Origin of the sequence: Bacillus sp. NP157, from assembly GCA_018889975.1 — a bacterium.
GTDB lineage: Bacteria > Pseudomonadota > Gammaproteobacteria > Xanthomonadales > Rhodanobacteraceae > Luteibacter.
Map to the genome: position 1 here is coordinate 1,692,362 of CP076546.1, position 23,545 is coordinate 1,715,906.

General features: G+C 65.7%; 24 protein-coding genes. 12 read left to right on the forward strand and 12 right to left on the reverse strand.

From position 1 onward, the window contains the following. Nucleotides 1-12: 12 nt before the first annotated feature. Nucleotides 13-2,385 carry a phosphoenolpyruvate synthase gene (gene ppsA, locus KPL74_07605; protein QWT21861.1) on the forward strand — a complete coding sequence of 791 codons (2,373 nt, stop codon included), beginning with the start codon at nt 13-15 and terminating at the stop codon, nt 2,383-2,385. Between the two features lie 43 nt (nt 2,386-2,428). Here the strand turns inward: ppsA and KPL74_07610 are convergent, their stop codons facing one another. The 4 genes from KPL74_07610 to KPL74_07625 form a co-directional block, all read right to left on the reverse strand. Continuing rightward, nucleotides 2,429-3,196: a DeoR/GlpR family DNA-binding transcription regulator gene (locus KPL74_07610; protein ID QWT21862.1), complete on the reverse strand. Its 768-nt coding sequence runs from the start codon at nt 3,194-3,196 to the stop codon at nt 2,429-2,431. Further along, nucleotides 3,193-3,813 (reverse strand): HAD family phosphatase, encoded by a 621-nt coding sequence (locus KPL74_07615; GenBank protein QWT21863.1) that lies wholly within the window; start codon nt 3,811-3,813, stop codon nt 3,193-3,195. The genes KPL74_07610 and KPL74_07615 overlap by 4 nt, the downstream gene beginning before the upstream one ends. Before the next feature lie 12 nt (nt 3,814-3,825). Continuing rightward, nucleotides 3,826-4,947, reverse strand: a complete 1,122-nt coding sequence (locus KPL74_07620; GenBank protein ID QWT21864.1) for an MFS transporter — start codon at nt 4,945-4,947, stop codon at nt 3,826-3,828. A 78-nt stretch (nt 4,948-5,025) separates the two neighbouring features. Beyond that, nucleotides 5,026-5,619 carry an apolipoprotein A1/A4/E family protein gene (locus KPL74_07625; protein QWT21865.1) on the reverse strand — a complete coding sequence of 198 codons (594 nt, stop codon included), beginning with the start codon at nt 5,617-5,619 and terminating at the stop codon, nt 5,026-5,028. Between the two features lie 192 nt (nt 5,620-5,811). Here KPL74_07625 and lexA point away from each other — a divergent pair, with 192 nt between their 5' ends. From lexA to KPL74_07645, 4 genes are all read left to right on the forward strand, one after another. Next, nucleotides 5,812-6,438 carry a transcriptional repressor LexA gene (gene lexA / locus KPL74_07630; protein ID QWT21866.1) on the forward strand — a complete coding sequence of 209 codons (627 nt, stop codon included), beginning with the start codon at nt 5,812-5,814 and terminating at the stop codon, nt 6,436-6,438. Nucleotides 6,439-6,441: 3 nt separating this feature from the next. Next, complete coding sequence (gene imuA / locus KPL74_07635; protein QWT21867.1) at nt 6,442-7,071, forward strand: translesion DNA synthesis-associated protein ImuA; 630 nt, start codon at nt 6,442-6,444, stop codon at nt 7,069-7,071. Nucleotides 7,072-7,145: 74 nt separating this feature from the next. Further along, nucleotides 7,146-8,555: a DNA polymerase Y family protein gene (locus KPL74_07640; protein ID QWT21868.1), complete on the forward strand. Its 1,410-nt coding sequence runs from the start codon at nt 7,146-7,148 to the stop codon at nt 8,553-8,555. Further along, on the forward strand, nt 8,539-11,679 hold the full coding sequence (locus KPL74_07645) for an error-prone DNA polymerase (GenBank protein QWT21869.1): 3,141 nt from the start codon (nt 8,539-8,541) through the stop codon (nt 11,677-11,679). The genes KPL74_07640 and KPL74_07645 overlap by 17 nt, the downstream gene beginning before the upstream one ends. Nucleotides 11,680-11,903: 224 nt before the next feature. Here KPL74_07645 and KPL74_07650 read toward each other — a convergent pair whose 3' ends face one another. From KPL74_07650 to KPL74_07670, 5 genes are all read right to left on the reverse strand, one after another. Continuing rightward, entirely contained in the window at nt 11,904-12,155 is a 252-nt protein-coding gene (locus KPL74_07650) for a hypothetical protein (GenBank protein QWT21870.1), read from the reverse strand. Between the two features lie 133 nt (nt 12,156-12,288). Continuing rightward, nucleotides 12,289-12,501, reverse strand: a complete 213-nt coding sequence (locus KPL74_07655) for an RNA-binding S4 domain-containing protein (protein QWT22590.1) — start codon at nt 12,499-12,501, stop codon at nt 12,289-12,291. 31 nt (nt 12,502-12,532) lie between these two features. Beyond that, nucleotides 12,533-13,519: an MBL fold metallo-hydrolase gene (locus KPL74_07660; GenBank protein ID QWT21871.1), complete on the reverse strand. Its 987-nt coding sequence runs from the start codon at nt 13,517-13,519 to the stop codon at nt 12,533-12,535. A gap of 59 nt (nt 13,520-13,578) precedes the next feature. Beyond that, on the reverse strand, nt 13,579-13,995 hold the full coding sequence (locus KPL74_07665) for a nuclear transport factor 2 family protein (GenBank protein ID QWT21872.1): 417 nt from the start codon (nt 13,993-13,995) through the stop codon (nt 13,579-13,581). 8 nt (nt 13,996-14,003) lie between these two features. After that, on the reverse strand, nt 14,004-15,116 hold the full coding sequence (locus KPL74_07670; GenBank protein ID QWT21873.1) for an S-(hydroxymethyl)glutathione dehydrogenase/class III alcohol dehydrogenase: 1,113 nt from the start codon (nt 15,114-15,116) through the stop codon (nt 14,004-14,006). Between the two features lie 130 nt (nt 15,117-15,246). Between KPL74_07670 and KPL74_07675 the strand changes: the two genes are divergently transcribed. From KPL74_07675 to KPL74_07685, 3 genes are all read left to right on the forward strand, one after another. After that, nucleotides 15,247-16,143, forward strand: a complete 897-nt coding sequence (locus KPL74_07675) for a LysR family transcriptional regulator (protein QWT21874.1) — start codon at nt 15,247-15,249, stop codon at nt 16,141-16,143. 388 nt (nt 16,144-16,531) lie between these two features. Further along, a complete protein-coding gene (locus tag KPL74_07680) occupies nt 16,532-16,693 on the forward strand; it encodes a hypothetical protein (GenBank protein ID QWT21875.1) in 162 nt (53 codons plus the stop codon). Between the two features lie 144 nt (nt 16,694-16,837). Continuing rightward, nucleotides 16,838-17,365 (forward strand): hypothetical protein, encoded by a 528-nt coding sequence (locus KPL74_07685; GenBank protein QWT21876.1) that lies wholly within the window; start codon nt 16,838-16,840, stop codon nt 17,363-17,365. Nucleotides 17,366-17,493: 128 nt separating this feature from the next. On the opposite strand, the gene KPL74_07690 is transcribed toward KPL74_07685, so the two are convergent. Continuing rightward, a complete protein-coding gene (locus KPL74_07690; GenBank protein QWT21877.1) occupies nt 17,494-17,703 on the reverse strand; it encodes a hypothetical protein in 210 nt (69 codons plus the stop codon). Nucleotides 17,704-17,954: 251 nt separating this feature from the next. Between KPL74_07690 and KPL74_07695 the strand changes: the two genes are divergently transcribed. Next, nucleotides 17,955-18,137: a CsbD family protein gene (locus KPL74_07695; GenBank protein ID QWT21878.1), complete on the forward strand. Its 183-nt coding sequence runs from the start codon at nt 17,955-17,957 to the stop codon at nt 18,135-18,137. Here KPL74_07695 and KPL74_07700 read toward each other — a convergent pair. Further along, nucleotides 18,131-19,288 (reverse strand): acyltransferase, encoded by a 1,158-nt coding sequence (locus tag KPL74_07700; protein QWT21879.1) that lies wholly within the window; start codon nt 19,286-19,288, stop codon nt 18,131-18,133. The genes KPL74_07695 and KPL74_07700 overlap by 7 nt on opposite strands. A gap of 357 nt (nt 19,289-19,645) precedes the next feature. On the opposite strand from KPL74_07700, the gene KPL74_07705 reads away from it, so the two are divergent. The 3 genes from KPL74_07705 to KPL74_07715 all read left to right on the forward strand — a co-directional run bounded on the left by KPL74_07705 (nt 19,646) and on the right by KPL74_07715 (nt 23,242). Beyond that, nucleotides 19,646-21,013, forward strand: coding sequence for an amidohydrolase family protein (locus tag KPL74_07705; GenBank protein QWT21880.1), 1,368 nt, complete (start codon nt 19,646-19,648; stop codon nt 21,011-21,013). A 5-nt stretch (nt 21,014-21,018) separates the two neighbouring features. Continuing rightward, a complete protein-coding gene (locus KPL74_07710; GenBank protein ID QWT21881.1) occupies nt 21,019-23,031 on the forward strand; it encodes a PAS domain S-box protein in 2,013 nt (670 codons plus the stop codon). 64 nt (nt 23,032-23,095) lie between these two features. After that, nucleotides 23,096-23,242: a hypothetical protein gene (locus tag KPL74_07715; protein QWT21882.1), complete on the forward strand. Its 147-nt coding sequence runs from the start codon at nt 23,096-23,098 to the stop codon at nt 23,240-23,242. Here KPL74_07715 and KPL74_07720 read toward each other — a convergent pair. Beyond that, complete coding sequence (locus KPL74_07720) at nt 23,239-23,421, reverse strand: hypothetical protein (GenBank protein QWT21883.1); 183 nt, start codon at nt 23,419-23,421, stop codon at nt 23,239-23,241. The genes KPL74_07715 and KPL74_07720 overlap by 4 nt on opposite strands. Nucleotides 23,422-23,545: the final 124 nt, after the last annotated feature.

A 23,545-nucleotide genomic window follows, 5' to 3' on the forward strand; every position in this document is an offset into this window, starting at 1 on the left:
GAGGATCTTCCTTTGAGCGACCTGGTACTTTGGCTCGACGCGCTACGCATGACCGACCTTGGCAAGGTGGGCGGCAAGAACGCCTCCCTTGGCGAAATGATCGGCAACCTGGCGAAACTGGGTGTCTCGGTGCCGGGTGGCTTCGCCACCACGGCCGACGCCTTCCAGACCTACCTCGAAAAGAGCGGCCTTGCGAAGCGCATTCAGGAGCGCCTGGCCACGCTGGACGTGGACGACGTGGACGAACTGACCCGCGGCGGCAAGGAAATCCGTGGCTGGATCGTCGACACCGCCCTGCCCGCCGACCTCGAGCAGGCCATCCGCGACGCCTACATCAAGTTGTGCAAGGACGCGGGCGCCGACGACATCGCCGTGGCGGTCCGCTCGTCCGCCACCGCCGAAGACCTGCCGGATGCCTCGTTCGCCGGCCAGCAGGAAACCTTCCTCAACGTGGTCGGCATCGACGACGTGCTGCACAAGGTGAAGGAAGTCTTCGCCTCGCTGTACAACGATCGCGCCATCGCCTACCGCGTGCACCAGGGCTTCAAGCACGAAGACGTCTTCCTCTCCGCCGGCGTGCAGCTGATGGTCCGCTCGGACGTGGGCGCCTCCGGCGTGCTGTTCACCCTCGACACGGAGTCGGGTTTCCGCGACGTCGTCTTCGTCACCGGCTCCTACGGCCTGGGTGAGATGGTCGTCCAGGGCGCGGTGAACCCCGACGAGTTCTATGTCTTCAAGCCGACCCTGCGCGACGGCAAGCCGGCCGTGCTGCGTCGCAGCCTGGGCGCCAAGCAGCAGCGCATGGTGTACTCGGATGCACCGGGCGAGCGCGTCCGCATCGAAGAAACGCCCACCGAACTGCGCCATGCCTTCTGCATCGTCGACGCCGACGTCGAAGAACTGTCCCGCCAGGCGCTGATCATCGAGAAGCACTACGGCCGCCCGATGGACATCGAGTGGGCGAAGGACGGCAACACCGGCAAGCTGTACATCGTGCAGGCCCGTCCGGAGACCGTGAAGTCGCGCTCGCACGCGACCACGCTGGAGCGTTTCCAGCTCAACGAAAAGGGCACGGTGCTCACCGTCGGCCGCGCCATCGGCCAGAAGATCGGCTCGGGCCGCGCTCGCGTCATCCGTTCGCTGGCCGACATGAACAAGGTGCAGCCCGGCGACGTGCTGGTCGCCGACATGACCGATCCCGACTGGGAGCCGGTGATGAAGCGCGCCGCCGCCATCGTCACCAATCGCGGTGGCCGCACCTGCCATGCCGCGATCATCGCCCGCGAGCTGGGCGTGCCGGCGGTGGTCGGTTGCGGCAACGCGCTGGATACGATCCCCGATGGCGCCGAAGTGACCGTATCCTGCGCCGAAGGCGATACCGGCACGATCTACCAGGGCCTGCTCAAGTTCGACCGGATCACCGCCGATCTCGGCGCGATGCCGGAGGCGCCGCTAAAGATCATGATGAACGTGGCCAACCCCGAGCGTGCCTTTGACTTCGGCATGCTGCCGAACGCCGGCATCGGCCTGGCGCGCCTGGAAATGATCATTGCCAGCCACATCGGCGTGCATCCGAAGGCGCTGCTCGAGTATGCGAAGCAGGATGCCGAAACCAAGGCACGCATCGATGCCCGGATCGCTGGCTACAAGGATCCGGTGTCGTTCTATGTCGATCGCCTGGCCGAAGGCATCGCCACCATCGCCGCCTCGGTGTACCCGAAGCCGGTGATCGTCCGCCTGTCGGACTTCAAGTCGAACGAATACGCCGGCTTGCTCGGCGGCTCGCGCTACGAGCCACACGAAGAAAACCCGATGATCGGCTACCGCGGCGCCAGCCGTTACGTGTCGGCGGACTTCGCCGAGTCGTTCGCGCTGGAGTGCAAGGCGGCCAAGTATGTGCGCGAGACCATGGGCCTGGACAACGTCTGGATCATGATCCCGTTCGTGCGCACGCTGGACGAAGGTCGCAAGGTGATCGACGTGCTGCGCGCCAACGGCCTGGTCCAGGGCGAGCACGACCTGAAGGTGATCATGATGTGCGAGGTGCCCTCGAACGCCCTGTTGGCTGACGAGTTCCTCGATATCTTCGACGGCTTCTCGATCGGTTCGAACGACCTGACCCAGCTCACCCTGGGCCTGGATCGCGATTCGAGCATCGTCGCCAACCTGTTCGACGAGCGCGACCCGGCGGTGAAGAAGCTGCTCAGCCTCGCCATCAAGACGGCGCGGGCGAAGGGCAAGTACATCGGCATCTGCGGCCAGGGGCCGTCGGATCACCCGGACCTTGCCGAGTGGCTGATGGAACAGGGCATCGAATCCGTCTCGCTCAACCCGGACACGGTGGTCGACACGTGGTTGCGCCTGGCTAAGAAGAAAGCGGGCTAGCGTCCGGCCATCGCGCGCAGGCACGCTCCTGCGCGCGATGCTTCTAAACGTGCACCACCACCCCAGCCGCCGCATACCTCTCCACCAGCCCCGGGTCGGCATCCCCCGGCACCACGAGGTGCGAAATCGCCTTGATCGGCACGGTGTGGTGGGTCGCCGATGCCACCAGCTTATCGGGCGTCGCGATCGCCACCGTCTCGCCGCTCGCCTCGATGATTGCCTGCTTGAAGACGGTCTCTTCCTCGTCGTACGTCCACAGCCCGCTCACCGGGTCGATCGAGCAGACCCCGGGAAAGCACAGGTCCGCACGGATATCCTGGGCCTGGCGCAGCGTGCGTGAGCCGATCGCGCCGCCGATGAACGGATCGACCTTCCCACCCAGCAGGATCACCTCGAAACCTGGGCGGCCCAGGACGGACAGCGCCACGTCGGGCGCGTTGGTCACCACCGTCAGGTCGTAGTGGTCCGGCAACGCCTTGGCCAGGGCGGTATTCGACGACCCGGCATCGATGAAGAGGATCTGCCCTTCCGCGACCAGCTTCGCAGCGATGCGGCCAAGCGCCTTTTTCATTTCCGCGCGTTCGTTGTGTCGCTCGCCCAGCGGGGCGACGTGCTGCACCAGCAACGCACCGCCATACACACGCCGGCAAAGCCCTTGCGAGGCGAGGTCGCGCAGGTCACGCCGTATCGAGTCTTCCGAAACGCGAAACTCGACGGCGAGCTCGGCGGCAACCACCTTCCCCTTCCTCTGCAAGCGCTCGAGGATGAGCTGCTGTCGCTCGCGCGGAAGCGTCGGATCCGGCATGTTCATTTCGGCAGGAACCCGAGGTCGATCAGGTCGGCACGCAACTGTGCAGGGGAATGGAAGTGGATGCCGTGGATGCCAAGGGCTTCCGCAGCCTCGACGTTCGCCTTGTTGTCGTCGATGAAGACGGCTCGCTTCGGATCCACGTCGTAGCGTTCCAGCAGCGTCTCGTACAGCCGCGGATCGGGCTTGATCGTGCCTTCGTCGCCCGAGACAACGATGCCGTCGAACCAGTTGAAGAACTCGTAGCGCGCCCGGGCGATCGGGAAGGTTTCGCCGGACCAGTTGGTCAGTCCATAGAGCGGATGCCCTGCACTCTTCAAATCGTGCAGGATCGCGATGCTGTCGTCGATCGGCCCTTTCAGCGTTTCTTCCCAGCGTTCATGGAAAGCGGTGATCAGGTCGACATGCTCGGGGTGTTGGGCGGTGAGTTCGGCCAGCGCGTCTTTCCACGGGCGACCCGCATCCTGCTGCAGGTTCCACTCCGTCGTGGTGACCTCGGCAAGGAAGCGCTCCATGCCCGCTTCGTCGTCGCCGAACAGCTTGCGATAGAGATGGCGGGGGTTCCAGTCGACGAGGACGCCGCCGAAATCGAAAATAACCACGTCACGCTTGGAATACATGGAAGGCTCCGGTCAGCGGCGCGCGATGGAAGCGCACAGGGAAACAAGGACGAGCAGGCCGGCGACGCCGGTCAGCGCGATCGATAGCGTACTGAGATGGGCGGCAAAGCCGATACCGGCCGGACCCGCCAGCATGCCGGCGTAGCCCAGGGCGGTCACGATGGCGATGCCCACGCCGGGCGACGCACCACCCATGCGTCCTGCCGCGCTGAACAGCACGGGGACGATGTTGGACGCGCCAATGCCGACGAAGACGAAGCCGAGCAGCGCAGCAGGGCCCCACGGAATCAGCGTCGCGGCGAGGAAGCCGGCCGCGGCGATCAGGCTACCTGCCCGGACGATGGTCACCGGCCCCACGTGTGCCGTGATCCGGTCACCCATGAGCCGGCAGGCGGCCATCGCGATGGAGAAGGCCGCGTAGCCCAGGCCTGCGGAAGACGCATCGAAGCCGCGGGAGAAGCGAAGGAAGACGGCGCTCCAGTCGAGCATCGCGCCTTCGGCAAGGAACGAGATCATGCACAGGAAGCCGATGAGGAAGATCGCCCCGCCCGGCATGCGGAAAGGGGCGCGCTCCTGCACGTGCTCCTCTTCATGGCGCACGAGGAAATGCTTCCACTGGGTCAGCACGATGACCAGCAAGGCCAGGGAGACCGCGATCGCGCTTCCCGTCAGGGGCGCGCCAGCCTTGAGCAATGCGGCCATGCCTGCGGAACCCACGAGGCCACCGACGCTGAAGAGACCGTGGAAGCCCGACATCATCGGCTTGCCGCGCATCTTCTCGACATCCACCGCATGGGCATTCATAGAAACGTCGACAACACCAAGGGAGGCACCGAAGAACAGCAGTGCGCCGGCCAGTGCCCAGGCATCGGGTGCGATGGTCAGGAGCGGGAGGGCGAGGCAGACCAGCAGGCCACTGACGCCGATGACATCGCGATTGCCGAAGCGATGGGTCAGGAAGCCCGCCAGGGGCATCGCCGCCGCCGCACCGCAACCCATGCATAGGAGAACGAGACCGAGGGTGCCGTCATCGAGGCCAAGCCGCGCCTTGGCGAAGGGCACCATCGGCGCCCAACTGGCCATGCCGATGCCGGATAAGAGAAAGATGAGCCGGGTGGCGCGCGTGGGGTTCATGCACATTCCGTGGGGACGTTGAATGGGCAATAATCTACGCAATCGTGCATAAACGTGCAACTCGTGCAGAATCGTGCATCAAATCCATTGAAAGCCCTTGGCCATGAGGGCCGCAAGGCTCAAGGTCACGGTCACGATGGCGCCGAACAGGATTCGGAAGTCAGTTCGAGCCCGATCGTGCACGCGATGGAACTCATCACGGATGCTGCGAAAGTCTTCCCGCATATCGGTACGCAGTTCCTTGAACTCCGTCCGAAGCTCACGAATGTCGCCTTTGAACTCCGTTCGAAGGGCGCTGATTTCACCTTTCAGCTCCGTTCGAAGCCCACTGATTTCACCTTTCAGCTCCGTTCGAAGCCCACTGATTTCACCTTTCAGCTCCGTTCGAAGCCCGCTGATTTCACCTTTCAGCTCCGTTCGAAGCTCACTGATTTCACCTTTCAGCTCCGTTCGGAGCTCTTTCATGTCGCTCTTGAACTCGGTGCGCAGGTCGTTGACCGCACCACTAAGCTTGATCTGAGTGTCTCGAACATCGTCGCGAAGACGCTCCAGAACTACTTCGATACGGGTTACACGTGTATCCAGGGTGGCATCGTGGATTACGTCGGGCGAAAGAAGGATTGCGGGACCCGTTGAAGGGGACGTGGGAAGATGGGCATTGGACGGTGGCATGGATGCTCGCCTCTGGTCGGGGTATGGCGAATTCTGGCCTTACTGGCCTGGCCATCACAGTCGCTTTTGCCCATCGCCTTCCGTAGGAAAGTCCCTACACATCAATGGCTTTAAGCCTTTTCCTAATCTGAGGACTATCGTAGGGCGAGACACCGCTTGCATGCGGGCATCGGCTTCTGTACAAATGTACACATGACGACGCCGAACCTCACCGAGCGACAGCAGAAGACCCTGGCCTTCCTGCATGAGTACCTGCAGACCCAGGGCCTGCCGCCCACGCTGCGCGAGATTGCCGATGCACTCGGCTTTCCCAGCCACAGCTCCGCGCAGGCTTGCGTGGAGTCGCTGGTGCGCAAAGGCGTGCTGGAACGTTCGCCGCAGCATCGTGGCCTGCGCCTGCCGGATGGCAATGCCGCCGCCATCCGTGCAGCCATGCTCAACGAGCTGCCGCTGATCGGTCGCGTGGCCGCCGGCTCGCCGATCCTCGCAGAAGAAAATATCGAATCACAGCTGGAGGTCGACCCCGCCCTGTTCCGCCCTCGCGCCGATTACCTGCTGCGCGTAGTGGGCCTGAGCATGCGCGACGCCGGCATCCTCGACGGCGACCTCCTTGCCGTCCATCGCACCGCCACCGCGAGCGATGGCCAGATCGTCGTTGCCCGCCTGGACGACGAAGTCACGGTAAAGCGCCTGAAGCATGAGCGTGACCGCCTGCTGCTGCTTCCCGAGAACCCGGACTTCAGCCCGATCGAAGTCGACCCCCGCCGCCATGCGTTCGCCATCGAAGGGCGCTACGTCGGCATCATTCGCAGGACCTGAGCCATGAATGCCATCGCTACCCCCTCGCTTGCGCAGGTGCTCGACCATCCCGGTATCTGGCGCCGTTCCGCCGACCGCCAGCCGCGCGTACGTGCGCTGTCCACGGGCTGGACTTCGCTCGATGGCCGCCTGCCCGGTGGCGGCTGGCCGCAAGGTGCGGTCAGCGAGATCCTGTTCGAACACGACGGCCTGGGCGAACTCGACCTGGTGATGCCTGCGCTCGCCGCGCTGACCCAGGAACATCGTCGCGTCATTTTCGTCGCACCGCCCTACCAGCCTTATGCGCCTGCGCTTGCCGCGGCCGGCGTCGACCTGCGCTTCCTTCACGAGATCCACGCCGGCAGCACCGAAGCCGCGTGGAGCATGGAGCAGTGCCTGCGCTCCGGTTGCTGCGGCGCCGTGGTGGGCTGGTTGCCGGACATCGATTACCGCAGCCTGCGCCGCCTGCAGCTGGCGGCGGAAAGCGGCGATGCCTGCGCAATGATTTTCCGCTCCGCCGACCACGCTGCCGAAAACAGCCCGGCCGCGCTCCGATTGAAGGTCAGCAACAGCGAAGAGGCCACGTATGTGGACGTCCTCAAGTCGCGCGGTCTGCTGACCACTACCGCTCCGCTGCTTCGTATGCGGGCCTGAGGCCTGTCCGGCATGTCGTCGTCCCTCATCCGCCGACATGCCGGGCACCTCTTTTTTGCCACGTATTCGCAGCCATGCTTTGGGCCTGTCTCCGTTTTCCCGGCCTGGCGTTCTCCGCCGCCTTCGCCGCGACACCGGAGGCAGGCCCCTCTGCCCTGCTCGATAGCCGCGCCCGCCAGCGGCTGATCGCCACCGCCAATGCAGAAGCCCGCGCCCAGGGTGTCCGCCGTGGGCAAAGCGTAGCCGCAGCGCGCGCGCTCAGCCCCGCGCTGGATGTACGCCCTCGCGACCCGAAAGCCGAACAACGCCTGCTGGCCGAACTGGCCGCCTGGTGTTACCAGTTCAGCGGCCACGTCAGCCTCGTCCCACCGAATGCCATTCTCATGGAGATCGGCGCCAGCCTGCGCCTGTTCGATGGCTGGCCCGTCCTGGCAGAGCGTGTCCGCGCAGGCCTTGCCGAGCAGGGCCATGCGCATACCCTGGCGGCGACGCCGTTCGCATCGGCTTCGTGGGTCTTCGCCGCCACCGCGGATGGCATGGTGATTCCCGAGCGCGAAGGCGTCATCCGCATGCTTGGGGCATTGCCCCTCACCCAGGCCGGCCTGCCTGCACAAGCGGTGACGGCATTGCATGCCATGGGCTTTCGTCGGCTGGACGAGATCTTCAAGCTGCCACGCCCGGAACTTACCCGGCGCATTGGCCGCCAGGGCGTGGGCTGGCTCGACCGCATCCGCGGGCAGGCTGCCGATGCCCTGCCCGCCTGGCAGCCACCGGCCCGCTTCCAGCAGAAGATCGAATTCGATGCCGAACTGGACGGCAGCCAGCCCCTGTTGTTTCCATTGCGCCGACTCACCCGCGCACTGGCTAACCTGCTCGCCGCCCGCGACGGCGGCGTGCAACGGTTCACGCTGACGCTGGAGCATGCGCGCAACGAGACCACCCGTATCGTCGTGGCCATGGCAGCACCGCAACGCGATGCCGAACGCCTTTTCGAACTGGCACGCACGCGGCTGGAACGCACCACCTTGCCTGCGCCGGCCCGGGCCATCGAACTGGACGCGGACGAACTGCCCGTGTTCCGGCCACCCATGCGCGACCTGTTCGAGCCCATCCGGGGCGACGGCCTGGACTGGCCCACGCTGGACGAACGCCTGCGCGCACGCCTGGGTGATGCCGCGCTACGCCAGCTCATGGTGGTCAACGACCATCGGCCCGAGCGCGCCTCCCGGCACGGCGTCCCTTCGGCCACGGTCACGCTGCCGCGCGGTCGCCGCCCCCTGTGGCTGCTGCCACGCCCGATGCCCATGCGGCCCGACCCGGCCAGCGTGCTTGCGGGCCCGGAACGCATCGAAAGCGGCTGGTGGGACGGCGCCGATACGCGTCGCGACTATTACATCGTGCGCACCGTGCATGGGCAGCAGGCGTGGGCTTACCTGCCACCCGGCACGCTGGATGGATGGATGTTGCATGGCTGGTTTGCCTGACCGATCGGCTAACGACGGCGATGTCGACATCCCCGCCTACGCCGAACTGCACGCGCTAAGCGACTTCAGCTTCCAGCGTGGCGCATCCAGCGCGCGCGAACTGTTCGAGCGGGCGAAGGACATCGGCTACGCCGCGCTGGCGATCACCGACGAGTGCTCGCTGTCCGGGATCGTGCGCGCCCTCGAAGCCTCGCTGGAAATGGAACTGCCGCTCATCGTCGGCAGCGAGTTCCGCCTGTCCGACGGCACCGTGCTGGTGCTGCTGGTGGAAAACCAGGCCGGTTATACCGAGTTGTGCAGGCTGATCACGCTCGGCCGCCGGCGTGCGCGCAAAGGCACTTACGAGCTGCACCGTGCCGATCTCGAAATCCTCGCCGACGGCCTATGCATGCTGTGGGCTCCCGGCTCATGGGCGGCGGGCAGCGTCGCCGCGCATGACGAACGCGCCGCCTGGATCGCCAGGCATTTCAGCGGCCGTGCATGGCTCGCGGTGGAACTGCATCGCGGCCAGCACGACGACGCCGAGCTCGCCGCGCTGCGCGAGCTGGCCGGTCGCCATGGCTTACCCTGCGTCGCCAGCGGCGACGTGCACATGCACCTGCGTCGACGCCGGGCGCTGCAGGACGTGATGACCGCCATCCGCAGCAACCGGCCGCTGGCCGATGCCGGCGACGCCCTGTTCCCCAACGGCGAACGCCACCTGCGGCGACGCGAAACACTGGCCCGCATCTATCCCGCCGACCTGCTCGCGGAAACCCGGGTGGTCGCGGCGCGCTGCACCGGTTTCGACATCCGCGGCATCAACTATGTCTACCCGCGCGAACTGGTGCCCGACGGCGTCGACGCCGCGACGCACCTGCGCCAGCTGACCTGGGAAGGCGCCGCCGCGCGTTGGCCGGACGGCATCGCGGAGGAACAGCGCGACCGCATCGACAAAGAGCTCGCCCTCGTCGCCGCGATGAACTACGAGGCGTTCTTCCTCACCGTGCACGACATCGTCCGCTTCGCGCGCTCCCGGCAGATCCTCTGCCAGGGCCGTGGGTCGGCCGCCAATTCCGTGGTCTGTTTCTGCCTGGGCATCACCGAGGTGAACCCGGTGCAGATCAACACACTGTTCGAACGCTTCATCTCCATCGAGCGCGACGAGCCACCGGACATCGACGTCGACTTCGAGCACGAGCGGCGCGAGGAAGTGCTGCAATACGTGTTCAACAAATACGGACGGGAACGCGCCGCCCTGGCGGCAACGGTGATCAGCTACCGACGCAAGAGCGCGGCGCGCGACGTCGGCCGCGTGCTCGGCCTTTCCGAAGACCAGCTGGACCAGCTCAGCCGCGCCTATTCGCATGCGCACGGCGAGGTGCCCATCACCGTTCGCCTTGCCGAACGCGGTTTCGACATCACCAGTCGTACGATCCGCCAGCTCGTGGTGCTGGTCGAAGAACTCAACGGCATGCCGCGCCACCTGTCCCAGCACGTGGGCGGCTTCGTCATTTCCGACACGCCCCTGCATTACCTGGTGCCGGTGGAAAACGCCGCCATGGACGAGCGCACCATCATCCAGTGGGACAAGGACGACCTGGAGACCATGAAGCTGCTGAAGGTCGATTGCCTGGCACTGGGCATGCTTACCTGCATGCGCAAGGCCATGGACCTGCTACGCAAGCACGACGGCCCGGATTTTCCCCGCCTGGCCGACATCCCCATGGACGACCCGGCCACCTACGCCATGATCCAGCAAGCCGACACCGTCGGCGTGTTCCAGATCGAATCACGCGCGCAGATGTCGATGCTGCCGCGCCTGCTGCCGGCGTGTTACTACGACCTGGTGATCCAGGTGGCGATCGTGCGACCCGGCCCCATCCAGGGCGGCATGGTCCATCCCTACCTGCAGCGCCGGAAGCTGCCGCCCGAAGAGATCGTCTACGAACACAACGTGCGTCCGGTACTGGAACGCACGCTGGGCGTGCCGATCTTCCAGGAACAGGTGATGCACGTGCTACAGGTCGTCGCCGACTTTTCACCGGGCGAATCCGATGAGTTGCGCCGGTCCATGGCGGCCTGGAAACGGCGCGGCGGATTACAGAAGTTCGAGCCGAAGATCCGCCGCAACATGGCGAAGAACAACTACTCGCCGGTATTCACCCAGCAGATCATCGACCAGATCCAGGGTTTCGGCAGCTACGGTTTTCCCGAATCGCACGCGGCAGGCTTCGCGCTCATCGCCTACGCGTCGTCGTACCTGAAATGCCACCACCCGGCCGTGTTCACCTGCGCCCTGCTCAACAGCCAGCCGATGGGCTTCTATGCGCCCGCGCAGCTGGTGGCCGACCTGCGCCAGCATGGTGGCGAGGTACGCCCCCCCGACGTCACCACCAGCGAGTGGGATTGCACGCTCGAACCCTTGCCGAAAAAGCCCGGTGCGTTCGCCTTGCGGCTCGGCCTGCGCATGATCGGCGGCCTCTCCGAAGCGCTGGGCGAGCGCATCGCCCAGGCCCGTGCCGAAGCGCCATTGCGCGACCTTGCCGACCTGGCGTATCGCGCCGGCCTCAACCGGTTCGAGCGCGAGCGCCTTGCCGATGCCGGTGCGCTGCGCACGCTGAGTGGGCACCGTCACCGGGCGCGCTGGGAAAGCTCCGGCATCGAACGCGCGCTGCCCCTGTTGGGCGCCGTCGAAGAAGAGCGGACGACGCTGCGCCCGCCCTCCCTGGCTGAAAACGTTTTCGCCGATTACGCCACGCACGGTCTTTCCTTGACCGCACACCCGGTAAGCCTTGTTCGCAAGAACTTACTGTCGCGGCGAGCACGCCGGGCGCGCGACCTGGCTGCCATGCGCAACGGGGCCTGGTTACGCCATGCCGGCCTGGTCACGGTGCGCCAGCGCCCGCAGACGGCCAGCGGCATCACCTTCGTCACGCTGGAGGACGAAACCGGGCAGGTAAACGTTATCGTGCGGCCGAAAGTCGCCGAAGCGTGCCGCCAGGCCTTGCTCGATGCCGTGCTTCTGGCCGTCGATGGACAGTGGCAATCCATCGATGGCGTACGCCACCTCGTCGCCCACCGATTGCTGGATTTCAGCGACCTGCTCCCCTCGCTGGGATCGGTCTCGCGTGACTTCCAGTGACGTGCGTCACGGTGACGGAAGACTCACGCCGCAAGTTCTTCGCCGTCACTTAACCGATCGTAATTTTCACCTGAACGGTTGCCTAGGACTCGCAGTGCGAGACCTCCTCTGTTCATCGGAAAAGCGATAGCGTCTGCACCGACCGCACACATTTGGTCTGTAAGCGAGCGAAGCCTTCGCGCCAGGCATCGCCGTCATGAACCCAGGGCGCTTCCTACAAAGCTTCAGGAGAGATTCGTCATGCGCAACACGAAACTGATCCTCGCCATGCTCGCCGGCTGTACCGTCATGAGCGGCGCCGCCTTCGCGCAGGATGCTGCTTCGAAGTCCTCGCCGATGTCGTCGTCCAGCTCGGCCACGCCGACGCACAGCACCAGCGGCTCGATGGACAAGACGGGCAGCGAGAACGGCTCCATGAAGTCCACCCACAAGAAGCACAAGAAGAGCAGCGCCGCTTCGTCGAGCTCGAGCGCCATGCCGGCGAAGTCCTCGTCGTCGGGTATGTAAGACGGTCCGTCCGCACTTTCGCGGGCACGTGAGATAGAAAAGCCGACGCCTTTGGGCGTCGGCTTTTTTCGTGGGGAAGCGCCGGGCACGTCGTGACGACGTTTACAGGACGTGGATGGTTTCGTCGTCGATGGCGACGACCTGGCCTGCGCGGATCTTGCAGGTCTTGCGCAGCTCGATGGCGCCATCCACGGTGACCAGCCCGTCGGCGACCAGGTGCTTGCCTTCGCCGCCGCTGGCCGCGATACCGGCAAGCTTCAGCAGCTGGTTCAGTTCGACATAGTCGCCTTCGAGGTGGAACGTCTGCGCGGGCATGGCGGTGTCATTCAATGGCATGGGCCGCACATTAAAGCGCAATCCGGCCGCCGATGCGCAGCAACATGAAGTCGTCCGGGGTCATCCCCTCGCTGGCCAACGCCTCGGCCAGCAGCCGCGGCGGCTCGTCGAGCTGGTCGTCGGCCAGTTCGAACACGCCCCAATGGATGGCAAAGGACCGCCGACAGCCAATCTCCCGGTGCAGGCGCAGCGCCTCCGCCGGGTCCACGTGTTGTCCATGCATGAACCAGCGTGGCGCGTAGGCCCCGATCGGGATCGCCGCCAGGTCGATGGCACCGACGCGACGGCCGATCTCGGCCAGCTTGTCGGAATAGCCGGTGTCCCCGGCAAACCAAAAGCGGAAACCGTCCTGTGCCATCACCCAGCCGCCCCACAACGAGCGGTTGCGGTCCCACAGGGTGCGCGCACTCCAGTGCCGCGCAGGCACGAAGGTGAACACGCTGCCGCCCACCTCGGTCGATGCCCACCAGTCCAGCTCGCGCACGTTGCCGATGCGCTCGCGGTCGAACCAGCGCTTGAGCCCCAGCGGAACCAGGAACACCGCCTGCGGGAAACGCTGGGCGATGGCCCGTACGCTGTCCCGGTCCAGGTGGTCGTAATGGTTGTGAGAGATCACCACCACGTCGATGCGTGGCAGCGCGGCCACTTCGACAGGGGTTGGCGTGCGCCGCAGGGGGCCGGCAAAGGAAAGCGGCGATGCTCGCTTGCCCAGCACGGGATCGGTGATGACCGTGAGCCCCTGGCGCCGGACCAGGTTGGTCGCATGCCCCAGCCACCACGCGGCATCGTCGGCGCCGGAGAAATCGGCCGGCTGCCACCAGCGCTGGGCAAACGCTTCATAGCCGCCCACCGGTGGCCGAGGCAGGTTTTGCTCCTTGCGCTCGCGCCGCCAGCGCTTCAATCCGCCCGGCGGGCGGGTATCGGGTTCGAGGTTACGGAAGCCATCCGTGGCGTGATGCGCCTTGGACGCATCGAAGTAAGGGTTCGTCCAGGCCATGCCGTGCCTTCGTGGAGGGGTCAGGCAAGACCTGCGGCCCCCACGGGTTCGGTTCAAGGTCAGTCGACGTCGACGCGACGCACCTGGGCCAGCCAGTCTTCGAGGTTGTAGTAATTGCTGACCCGCGAAATCTTGCCGTTGGCCACTTCGAAGAAGGCGCCGCCCGGCAGGACATAGCTCTGGCCCTGGGCCAGCGGCAGGCCTTCGTCCGTCGCCTTGTACAGGCCGTGGACCATGAACTCCGCCGCCGCACGGTCGCCCTTTTCATTCGCCATCAGCACGATCTGCCGGATCTGCTCGGAGTAGCTGACGTTCATGCGTTCGAGGAACGCGGCGAAGCGCGCACGGCCGGTTTCACGGCCGCCCTGGTTCACGTCGTGGGCCACGTGCTCGTCCAGCAGGTCGAGCATGCCGGTCCAGTCGGCACGGTTGAAAGCATCGTAGTAGCGGCGGATCAGGTCGATCGTGTCGTTCATGGGCTAACTCAATAGAGGATGACGGAACGAATGGACTTGCCTTCGTGCATCAGGTCGAATGCACGATTGATATCGTCCAGCCCCATCGTATACGTGATCATGGGATCGATCTTGATCTCACCACCCATGTAGCGATCGACGTATCCCGGCAGCTCCGTACGCCCCTTCACGCCGCCGAAGGCGGAGCCACGCCAGACGCGGCCCGTCACCAGCTGGAACGGACGGGTACGGATCTCCTGGCCGGCGCCGGCGACGCCGATGATGATCGACTCGCCCCAACCCTTGTGGCAGCACTCCAGCGCCGCGCGCATCACGTCCACGTTGCCGATGCACTCGAAGGAATAATCCACGCCGCCGTCGGTCAGGTCGACGATGACCTGCTGGATCGGCGTGTCCGGGTAATCGCGCGGATTAACGAAGTCGGTGGCGCCGAGCATCTTTGCCATCTCGAACTTGGACGGATTGGTGTCCACGCAGATAATCCGGCTAGCCCCGGCCATCACCGCACCCTGCACCACCGACAGGCCGATGCCGCCCATGCCGAACACGGCCACCGTGGCACCCGGCTCGACCTTCGCCGTGTTCAACACGGCACCGATTCCGGTGGTGACGCCGCAGCCAAGCAGGCAGACCTTGTCCAGCGGGGCCGCCTTGTTGATTTTGGCCAGCGAGATCTCCGGCAGCACGGTGTACTCGCTGAAGGTGCTGGTGCCCATGTAATGCAGGAGCGGCTTGCCGTTCATCGAGAAGCGCGAGGTGCCGTCGGGCATCACGCCCTTGCCCTGGGTGATGCGGATCTTCTGGCACAGATTGGTCTTGCCGGAACGACAGAACGAGCACTCGCCGCATTCCGGGGTGTACAGCGGGATCACGTGGTCGCCCGGCTTGAGCGTGGTCACGCCCTCGCCCACTTCTTCGACGATGCCACCGCCCTCGTGGCCGAGGATGACCGGGAACGCGCCTTCGGGATCCGCGCCGGACAGGGTGAAGGCGTCCGTGTGGCAGACGCCGGTGGCCACGATGCGCACCAGCACCTCGCCCGCCTTCGGGCCCTGGACGTCGATCTCCTCGATGGAGAGGGGCTTTCCTGCTTCCCAGGCAACAGCGGCGCGCGATTTCATGGACGGTCATTCCTCTTACAATGGCAGCGGACACCGGCCGGAGCCGGATAGAACGTGGATTCTAGCCAGCCTTGGCGTCGCCGATTAGTCATTCGCGCCGACAAGCATCTTTTACCGGGAGCAAAGATCGATGCGCGCGTGGGATGGAATGGACGCCTTCGTCGAGGTCGTCCGCCTCGGCAGTTTTTCGGCGGCGGCCCGCCACCTGGGCCTGTCCACGGCGTTCGTCAGCCGCGCCGTCAGCGCCCTGGAACTGCGGCTGGGCGCCCAACTGCTGCATCGGACCACGCGGAAGCTGCGCCTCACGGATGCCGGCCGGCTCTACTACGAACACGCGCGACACCTGCTCGAGGGCTTCGACGCGGCCGACGAAGCCATCGCCGACTTCCAGGAAGGCCTGCGTGGCAGCCTGCGGATCAGCCTGGCGACCACCTACGGCGAGCGCTACGTGGCCCCGCTGGTCAACGAATTCCTCGCCCTGCACCCGCAGCTCGGCGTGGACATGGACTTTTCCAACCGCAACGTCGACCTGATCGAGGAAGGCTACGACCTCACGGTACGGACGGGTTTGTTGGCCGATTCCAACCTGGTCGCACGCCGGCTCGGCGAACGACGCCTGTTCGTCGTGGCCTCGCCGGACTACCTGGCTGGCCGCCCGCTCCCGCGCTCGCCGGACGACCTGGCCGACCACCAGCTGCTGCTGGGCACCGCCAGTCACTGGATCTTTGTCGAGGATGGCCAGCCACGGCAACGCCCGGTGCGTGGCCGTTACCGGGCCAGCTCGGGGCAGGCCCTGCTCGATGCGGCCCTGCGTGGGCTGGGGATCGCCCAGCTGCCCGACTTCTATGTCGAGCGCGCCCTGGCCGGCGGCCAGCTGGTTTCCTTGCTGGACGCGTGGCGCGACGAGAACGGCGCCGTCTGGCTGGTTTACCCGCGCAGTCGCCACCTCTCACCCAAGGTGCGCCAACTGGCGGACTTCTTATGTGAACGGTTGCAAACACCGCCGTGGCAGTTATCCGGCGATTGAGTTAAACTCTGGTTAACGGATACGTTCGGTCCTGCGAACGAAACCCGGCGGCACGGTAGTCGATAGGTATGGCCCATCGGACCGATTGGAAAAAAGATTGAACCTTTTCCTTACGGCCGCTGTCCAAGACTTTAATGATTGAAGCCCTTGAAACCGCTCAGGGGCCCTCAATAAAGGGCGAGACGAAACTTGCTAGTTCAGTAATTCGCTGCAAAATCGGCATGACGAAAGACTAACGAAGCGATTGTTCACCAAACGAAACGGATCGACGCGAATTGGTTAACTACCGGGATGTCCCGGGCCAGCGTAAGGTCCCCACCACGCCAGAGACCGGCGGCGTGGCGATGACAGAACCAACCGGTCATACAAGAGACTGGGAGACTATGAAATGAACGAACTTCGCAACGAATACGGCATCACCACCTTCGAATACTCGGCTGGCTATCGCGTTTCCGACGCGTCCAGCGGCCTGGATCTCTTCGGCGGCGAAATGGACGGTTACGACTGGCTCGGCGAAGTCGCCAACCGCCTGAACTCCGAAGGTCTCTAAGCAGCGATCGCCGTAGGAGCGACCTGGGCGCGAGCGCTTTAGCGGCTCATCCCAGTCCGCGCTTCCGAAGGCCGCGGCCCTGCCCGCTCCTACCCGTTACGCGCTTTGACTCTCAAGAAGGCCCGCCCATGGCGGGCCTTCTGCGTGTCGGAAGTCAGCGCCCGCGATCAGGACGCCTTCTTCGCACGTGTCCGCGCCGCCTTCTTTGCCGCCGTCTTGCGGCCAGCCGCACCCTTGGTCTTCGCCGCCTTCTTCGCCGCCGTGGACTTGCTAGCCGAAGTCCGCCTGGCCGCGCTCTTCTTCGCCTGCGCCGATAAGGCGCGCGTCGATGCCGCAGAACTGCCCTCGCGCTTCAGCGCCCTGGTCGAAGCACGCTTCCGCGCCGTCGACGTCTTCGCGGTCGCCTTCCTGGCGGTAGCCTTCTTAGTCGCGGCCTTCTTCGCCGGGACCTTCTTTACCGGGGCCTTCCTGGCCGCTGACTTCCTGGCCGTCGACTTCTTCGCGGCGGCCCGCGTCTCCTGCGCCGCCTTTTTTTTCGTGGCCTTGCTTGCCGTCCTGGCAGGCTTCGCCTTCACGCCGGCCCGGCGGGCCTTAGACAGCCCGATCGCGATCGCCTGCTTCGCCGATCGCGCGCCGTGCTTACCCTCGCGAACGTGCTCGATTTCCTCGTGAACGAACTCGCCGGCCTGGCTCGACGCCGACTTCCCCTCGCGCTTGTCCCGCGCTGCCTTGGCGATGGTTTTCTTCTCGGGCATGAAGAATCCTCCTAGCTGTGATCAAACGCGCTGCAATCGGACGGGTCAGGGGATCCGGACGTCGAGCGCCTCCGGCGGTGCCACCGGTGTCTGGCCGTCGCCGCCTTCCGGATCGTCGGGATGGGCAGGACGCGTACCGGGCTGATCGCGCGACGGATCGACGCCTGGCATTTCAGGACGCGGGCGCGTCGGCTGTTCTTCTTCGGGTGACGCGGGCACGTGGGCCGGCATATCGGGAACAGGGGGGCGCTGCATCACGTGGTCGGTCCTCGGTTTCAACAAAATCGAGACTACAAATGGATGGCGTGATGCCTTTGTGTGTTTGGTGACATGGAGTCCAGCGACATCGAATGCACAACAGCAGCACGGCACGGGCGAATCAGGAAATTACGGCGTCTCACACGCCTACGGTGAATAACGACGCACGCGCGCTTCACGCATCCCTGATGCGTAAAACGAGAAAACCTTTAGCGCTGCGAACCGCGCAGAGCAACCAGGGATTCATCATGGACAAGAACCGTACCGAAGGCATGAAACACGAGGTAAAGGGCGCCGTGAAGGAAGCCACCGGCAAGATCACCGGTAACCATGCGAAGGAAGCGGCCGGCAACATCGAGAAGAATGCGGGCAAGGTGCAGAAGGAAGTCGGCAAGGCTGCCGACCATGCACGTGACCGCGACCGTCATTGATCGGTCCTGGCGGGAGCCGCGAGGCTCCCGCCCTCTTCGCGCGATGCGCGACTGAATCGCTGGCGCAACCAGCGGTTGGCGGGATCGGAAAAGTACCTCGCGACGACGTAGCCGAGACCCCATGCCAGCAGCACGGTCGGCAGGTACCAGAGCCACCCCCATGCCTTGTCCGTTCCGCTGATCCGCGCGACGCCTACGAGGCCGAACACGACGAACATGTGGGTCAGGTACACCTCGTAACTGCAACGACCCAATGCGCGCAGCCAGCCAAGGCCACTCACCGGCACACCGCCCTCCGGCGACGCCACCACGAGGCAGGCGCCCGCGGCGATCAGCACGAGCAGGTAGCCATCACGCACGGCGTGCCACAGCCAGCCTCCCGAGAACATCACCATGCCCAGCGCGACGATGCCCGCAACCGCGAGCACGCGACGCCCTCCGCGCGTGGGCGTCCCATGCCGGTGGACGAAAAGCGCGGCAATCACACCGGCAGCGATCGCACCCATGCCGGGTAGATAGGCCTTCTCCTGCCAGATCTCGTTATCGACGACGGCCGCATGCGTGAAAGGCACCGACAGCACCAGCAAGACCAACGCGGGTACCAGCCACCGCGTGCGTCCCAGGCTGAGGCAGACCAGCGGAAAGGCCAGGTAGAACACCTCTTCCACCGACAATGACCACAGCACGTCCCAGCCGCCCGGCAGCCAACCGGTGTTGCCTTCGTAGACGTTGAGAGTAAAGGTCAGCGCGGCCAGGGTCGCTCCCCACGGCGACTGCCGCGACGGGTCGATGACGTAGTTGGGTACGCCTGCCGCATGGCAGGCGAGCAGGATGACGACAAGCCCGAGCAGGCACGGGGTGATGCGTGCGATGCGCCGCACGTAGAACGCCCGCCAGTCGATGGCCGGCAGCGCCGCGTCGCGCTCGAGCACGTGGCGGGTAATCAGGAACCCGGAGACGACGAAGAAAAGGAAGACGGCTTCGTAGCCGTTATAGATAAAGCCCTTGAGCACGAAGACAGGCAGCCAAAGGGCCGCGTCGGTTTTGTGCAGGGGAAGGCGGAGGCCAAGGTGATGCACCACCACCAGCAGGATGCTGGCGCCACGCAGCAGGTCGATGCCGGGGCTACGCGGAAGGGTCGGTTGGGACACGCTGCGGCTTCCTTGGAGGAAAGCCGCAGCTTAGCCGGGCAGCGTGTGCACCGACAGGGTCAGGTGCAGCCGCGGACCAGGAAGATCAGGATCAGCACCGGGATCGGCACGCCCAGGATCCACAGCAGCACGTAACCAATGCCGCCCTTCTGCTTGTCCGTGACCGGGGTCTTCTGTTCGTCCATCGTGGTCTCCTCCGCACCTGTTGGGTGTGTCGAGCGTCGGGCCGAGCGTGTGCACCACGCGTGATCGCGGCGCCAGCGCGCGCATGACGATGCGTAACGCATTCGCAACGACGCGGCCTTCGCGCATCTTGCATTATTCGTGACGGGCTTTCCCCGCATCAAAGGATGACCCATGACCTCGTCGCGCCCGTTCCTCCTGGCCACCGCCGCCCTGATCGCAGCGATCCCGGCCGCCCACGCTGCCACCGTGATCCGCGGCGCACGCGTGATCGATGGCACGGGCGCCCCGGCGCGGGACGACGTGACCGTAGTCATCGATGGCGACCACTTCTCGATCGTCGGCCCCGGCCTGCGGGTCAAGATGCCCGATGGCACCCAGGTGGTCGACTACACCGGCAAGACGATCATCCCCGGGCTGGTCTCGGACCATTCGCACATCGGCCAGGTCGACGGCACCAAAAGCGGCCTGCCCGCTCTGTTCACCCGCGACAACGCCTTGCGCCAGCTCCGCCAGTGGCGCGCCTACGGCGTGACCACGGTGACCTCGCTCGGCGTCAATAACCCCGACGTGTTCTATCCGCTGCGCGCCGACCTGCATGCCGGCAAGGCCGATGGCTCCGACCTGTTCGGGGCAGACCACGGCATCGGCGTGCCGAACGGCGCGCCACCGGCGAAGATGATGCAGGCCGGCCCGAACCAGCTGGATCGGCCCGCGACGCCCGACGAAGCACGCGCGGCTGTCGACGCGGCGGCCGACCGCGGCACCGACCTGGTCAAGGTCTGGCTGGACGACTTCAATGGCACCCTTCCGGTGAAGATGAAGCCGGAGATCTGGCGCGCCGTGATCGCCGAGGCGCATGCCAGGCACCTGCGCGTGGCCGCCCACGTCTACTACCTGGAGGACGCCCGCCAGCTCGTCGACGACGGCATCGACATCCTCGCCCACGGCGTTCGCGACAAGCCCGTGGACCAGGCCTTCCTCGATGCGATGAAGCGCCACGGCACCTGGTACATCGCCACGCTCGACCTCAACGAGGCCGCCTTTATATATGCCCAGCATCCGGCCTGGATGGACCAGCCATTCTTCCAGCATGCCGTGCAGCCCGACCTGGCCAGGCAGTTCGCCGACGGCGCGTGGCGTGACAAGGTCGCGCACGACGGCTCCACGCCGGTGAACGAAGCCGCGCTGAAAACCAACGAAGAGAACTTCAAGCGCGTCTACGATGCAGGCGTCAACGTCGGCTTCGGTACCGATTCCGGCGCGATGCCACTGCGCCTGCCCGGATTCGCCGAACACCGCGAGCTGGCCTTGATGGTCGACGCCGGGCTCACGCCGCTGCAGGCGATCAACGTGGCGACGCAGCGCGCGGCCACCCTGCTCGGCCTCGACGACCGCGGCGTCATCGCCAACGGCAAGCGCGCGGACTTTGTCGTGCTCGACGGCGATCCGTCGAAGGATATCGAGGCGACCACGCGAATCCAGGCCGTGTGGCAGCGTGGCAAGCAGGTCTCCGGTCGCGTGGATGCCTTCAGGCCCTGAATCCGATGAGTGATCCCGCCAGCCAGCGCTTCGACTTCCTGCCCGACGATTCGGTGACGGCCGCGGAGATCCGTGAGATCGACTGGTCGACCACGCCACTGGGCCCGGTCGAAGGCTGGCCGGCCGCCCTGCGCACGATGCTGGCCACGATGTTCGCCACGCCGCGCCCGATGTACATGGCGGTCGAGCCCGGCCAGCTGTTTTTCTTCAACGACCTCTACCGGCCGATGCTCGGGGAGCGCGTGGATGGCGCTATCGGCAAGACCTTCCGCGAGCTTTGGGCCGACGTGTGGGACGACGTCTATGCCTATGCCGAGCGTGCGCTCGCCGGCGAAGGCACGATGCTGATGGACCTGCCCCTGCGGATGACCCGCCACGGCGTGGGCGAGGAAACCTCGTGGACGTTCTCCTGCTCGCCGCTGCGTGACGAGCACGGCCGCGTGTTCGGCCTCTATGCGATCACCAACGAGACCACCCGTGCGGTCCGCTCCACCCAGGCCCTGCGCGAGCTCAACGCCTCGCTGGAAGTGGAGGTGGACCAGCGCACGCGCGAGCGCGACCAGATCTGGGGCATCTCGCGCGACCTCTACGTCGTGATGACCCGCGACGGCCACTACCGCGACGTCAACCCGGCATGGCGACGCGAACTGGGCTACGCCACCGAAGACCTGGTCGGGCTGGGTTTCGAAGAACTCATCCACCCGGACGATCTCGAACGCGCGCGCGATGCCGTGAGCCAGATGATCGACGGCGACGTGGTCGACGACCTGGAACTGCGGATTCGTGCGCACGACGGCAGCTTCCGCTGGTTCGAATGGACCGGCGTGCCCGATGGCGACGTGATCTACGGGATGGGTCGCGACACCCAGCGCCGACGCGACCTCGACGACCAGCTACGCCACGCGCAGAAGCTCGAAGCGCTGGGCCGGCTCACCGGCGGCATCGCCCACGACTTCAACAACATCCTCGGCGGCATCGGCGGCGCGATCGAAGTGGTCACCGAACGCATCGAGCAAGGGCGCATCGAAGGTTCAAGGCGCCTGCTCGATGCCGCGGGTGGCGCCGTGCAGCGCGCGGCGGGCCTGACCCACCGCCTGCTCGCCTACTCGCGCCAGCAGGCGCTGTCGTTGTCCGACGTGGACGCCAACGCCATCGTCCGTGGTCTCGACCTGCTGCTTCGTCCCCTGCTCGGCGAGCAGGTGCGCCTGCAGGTGCGCATGGACGACAACCTCTGGCGCACCCTGTCCGACGCCAGCCAGCTGGAAAGCGCGATCCTCAACCTGGCCATCAACGCCCGCGACGCGATGCCCCATGGCGGCACGCTGACCATCGAGACACGCAATGCGCCAGCCACGGCGCCCGGCACCGGCGATCATGTCGTCGTGGCGGTGACCGACACCGGCACGGGCATGTCCGCCTCCGTGGTCGAAAAAGCCTTCGATCCGTTCTTCACCACCAAGGCGATCGGCCAGGGCACCGGCCTGGGCCTGTCGATGGTCGACGGCTTCGCACGGCAGACCGGCGGCCGCGCCGTGATCGAGTCCACGCCCGGTCGGGGCAGCACGGTCAGCCTGTGGCTACCCCGGCATGCCGGTGCGCCCACCGCCCGGCACGCGCATATCGAAGGCGCACCGCGCCGCGGCGGCGGCCAGCACGTCCTGCTGGTGGAAGACGAAGTCATGCTGCGCTCGCTCGCCCGCGAAGTGCTTGAAGAAGCGGGCTACTCGGTCAGCGACTTTGGCGAGGGCGACGAGGCCTTGCTGATGCTGGCGTCCGACGAACGTCCCGACATCCTGGTCACCGACGTCGGCCTGCCCGGCATGGACGGGCGTCGCCTTGCCCAGGCGGCACGCGAGCGCCAGCCGGGCCTGCCGGTGTTGTTCATGACCGGCTATGCGTGGGAAGCCTTCGCCGACAGCCCGGTGCTGCCAGAGGGCTGCGCGATCCTCTCCAAGCCATTCTCCGTGCATGCGCTGGTCGACGCCGTGGCCGACCTGATCGACGGCACGCCGACGTAACGCCCGCGTTCCATTTCCTTGACCCGGCGACGCCGACACTGCGCCCATGAAGCCCGGAGCCCCCATGGATCGCATGCGCTACTACGCCCTGATCGCGTTGATGGTCGCGATGGTCGCGATTTTCGTCGTGGGCGCGATTCGCAAGGGCGGCCCAGCGGGCGACCTGCCCGACGACGGGCACGCCGCGGCCAGCCAGCCGGCGGGTCGCTAGGCGGTTTCGGTTTCCCGCTGGGAAGCTTCGTCGCGCACGGCGGCGCGCTGCATGGCGACGAGGAAATCCACCCCATAACGCATCACGAAAGGCGCGACATGCCCCGGCATGCAGCCATCGGGCAGCGCCTGGACCTGGGTGGTATCAAGGTGATCGGACAACGACGAACGACTTGCCATGGCCTTGCGGCCCCCTTTCTGGTATTCCCCCGTCGCTTTACTTAACGGAAAGGCAAGTTTTCGTCAACCCCGCCAGGCGCTGCGACATTTCGGCGCATCCGCCTGACCGCGCCCATGGCACCCC

Coding starts and splice junctions, on each gene's coding strand:
- KPL74_07610 (QWT21862.1), bottom strand. CDS start 3,196: ATGAACATGCCGGATCCGACGCTTCCGCGCGAGCGACAGCAGCTCATC.
- KPL74_07615 (QWT21863.1), bottom strand. CDS start 3,813: ATGTATTCCAAGCGTGACGTGGTTATTTTCGATTTCGGCGGCGTCCTC.
- KPL74_07620 (QWT21864.1), bottom strand. CDS start 4,947: ATGAACCCCACGCGCGCCACCCGGCTCATCTTTCTCTTATCCGGCATC.
- KPL74_07625 (QWT21865.1), bottom strand. CDS start 5,619: ATGCCACCGTCCAATGCCCATCTTCCCACGTCCCCTTCAACGGGTCCC.
- lexA (QWT21866.1), top strand. CDS start 5,812: ATGACGACGCCGAACCTCACCGAGCGACAGCAGAAGACCCTGGCCTTC.
- imuA (QWT21867.1), top strand. CDS start 6,442: ATGAATGCCATCGCTACCCCCTCGCTTGCGCAGGTGCTCGACCATCCC.
- KPL74_07640 (QWT21868.1), top strand. CDS start 7,146: ATGCTTTGGGCCTGTCTCCGTTTTCCCGGCCTGGCGTTCTCCGCCGCC.
- KPL74_07645 (QWT21869.1), top strand. CDS start 8,539: ATGGCTGGTTTGCCTGACCGATCGGCTAACGACGGCGATGTCGACATC.
- KPL74_07650 (QWT21870.1), bottom strand. CDS start 12,155: ATGGCGCTCGAGCTCGACGAAGCGGCGCTGCTCTTCTTGTGCTTCTTG.
- KPL74_07655 (QWT22590.1), bottom strand. CDS start 12,501: ATGCCCGCGCAGACGTTCCACCTCGAAGGCGACTATGTCGAACTGAAC.
- KPL74_07660 (QWT21871.1), bottom strand. CDS start 13,519: ATGGCCTGGACGAACCCTTACTTCGATGCGTCCAAGGCGCATCACGCC.
- KPL74_07665 (QWT21872.1), bottom strand. CDS start 13,995: ATGAACGACACGATCGACCTGATCCGCCGCTACTACGATGCTTTCAAC.
- KPL74_07670 (QWT21873.1), bottom strand. CDS start 15,116: ATGAAATCGCGCGCCGCTGTTGCCTGGGAAGCAGGAAAGCCCCTCTCC.
- KPL74_07675 (QWT21874.1), top strand. CDS start 15,247: ATGCGCGCGTGGGATGGAATGGACGCCTTCGTCGAGGTCGTCCGCCTC.
- KPL74_07680 (QWT21875.1), top strand. CDS start 16,532: ATGAACGAACTTCGCAACGAATACGGCATCACCACCTTCGAATACTCG.
- KPL74_07690 (QWT21877.1), bottom strand. CDS start 17,703: ATGCAGCGCCCCCCTGTTCCCGATATGCCGGCCCACGTGCCCGCGTCA.
- KPL74_07695 (QWT21878.1), top strand. CDS start 17,955: ATGGACAAGAACCGTACCGAAGGCATGAAACACGAGGTAAAGGGCGCC.
- KPL74_07705 (QWT21880.1), top strand. CDS start 19,646: ATGACCTCGTCGCGCCCGTTCCTCCTGGCCACCGCCGCCCTGATCGCA.
- KPL74_07710 (QWT21881.1), top strand. CDS start 21,019: ATGAGTGATCCCGCCAGCCAGCGCTTCGACTTCCTGCCCGACGATTCG.
- KPL74_07715 (QWT21882.1), top strand. CDS start 23,096: ATGGATCGCATGCGCTACTACGCCCTGATCGCGTTGATGGTCGCGATG.
- KPL74_07720 (QWT21883.1), bottom strand. CDS start 23,421: ATGGCAAGTCGTTCGTCGTTGTCCGATCACCTTGATACCACCCAGGTC.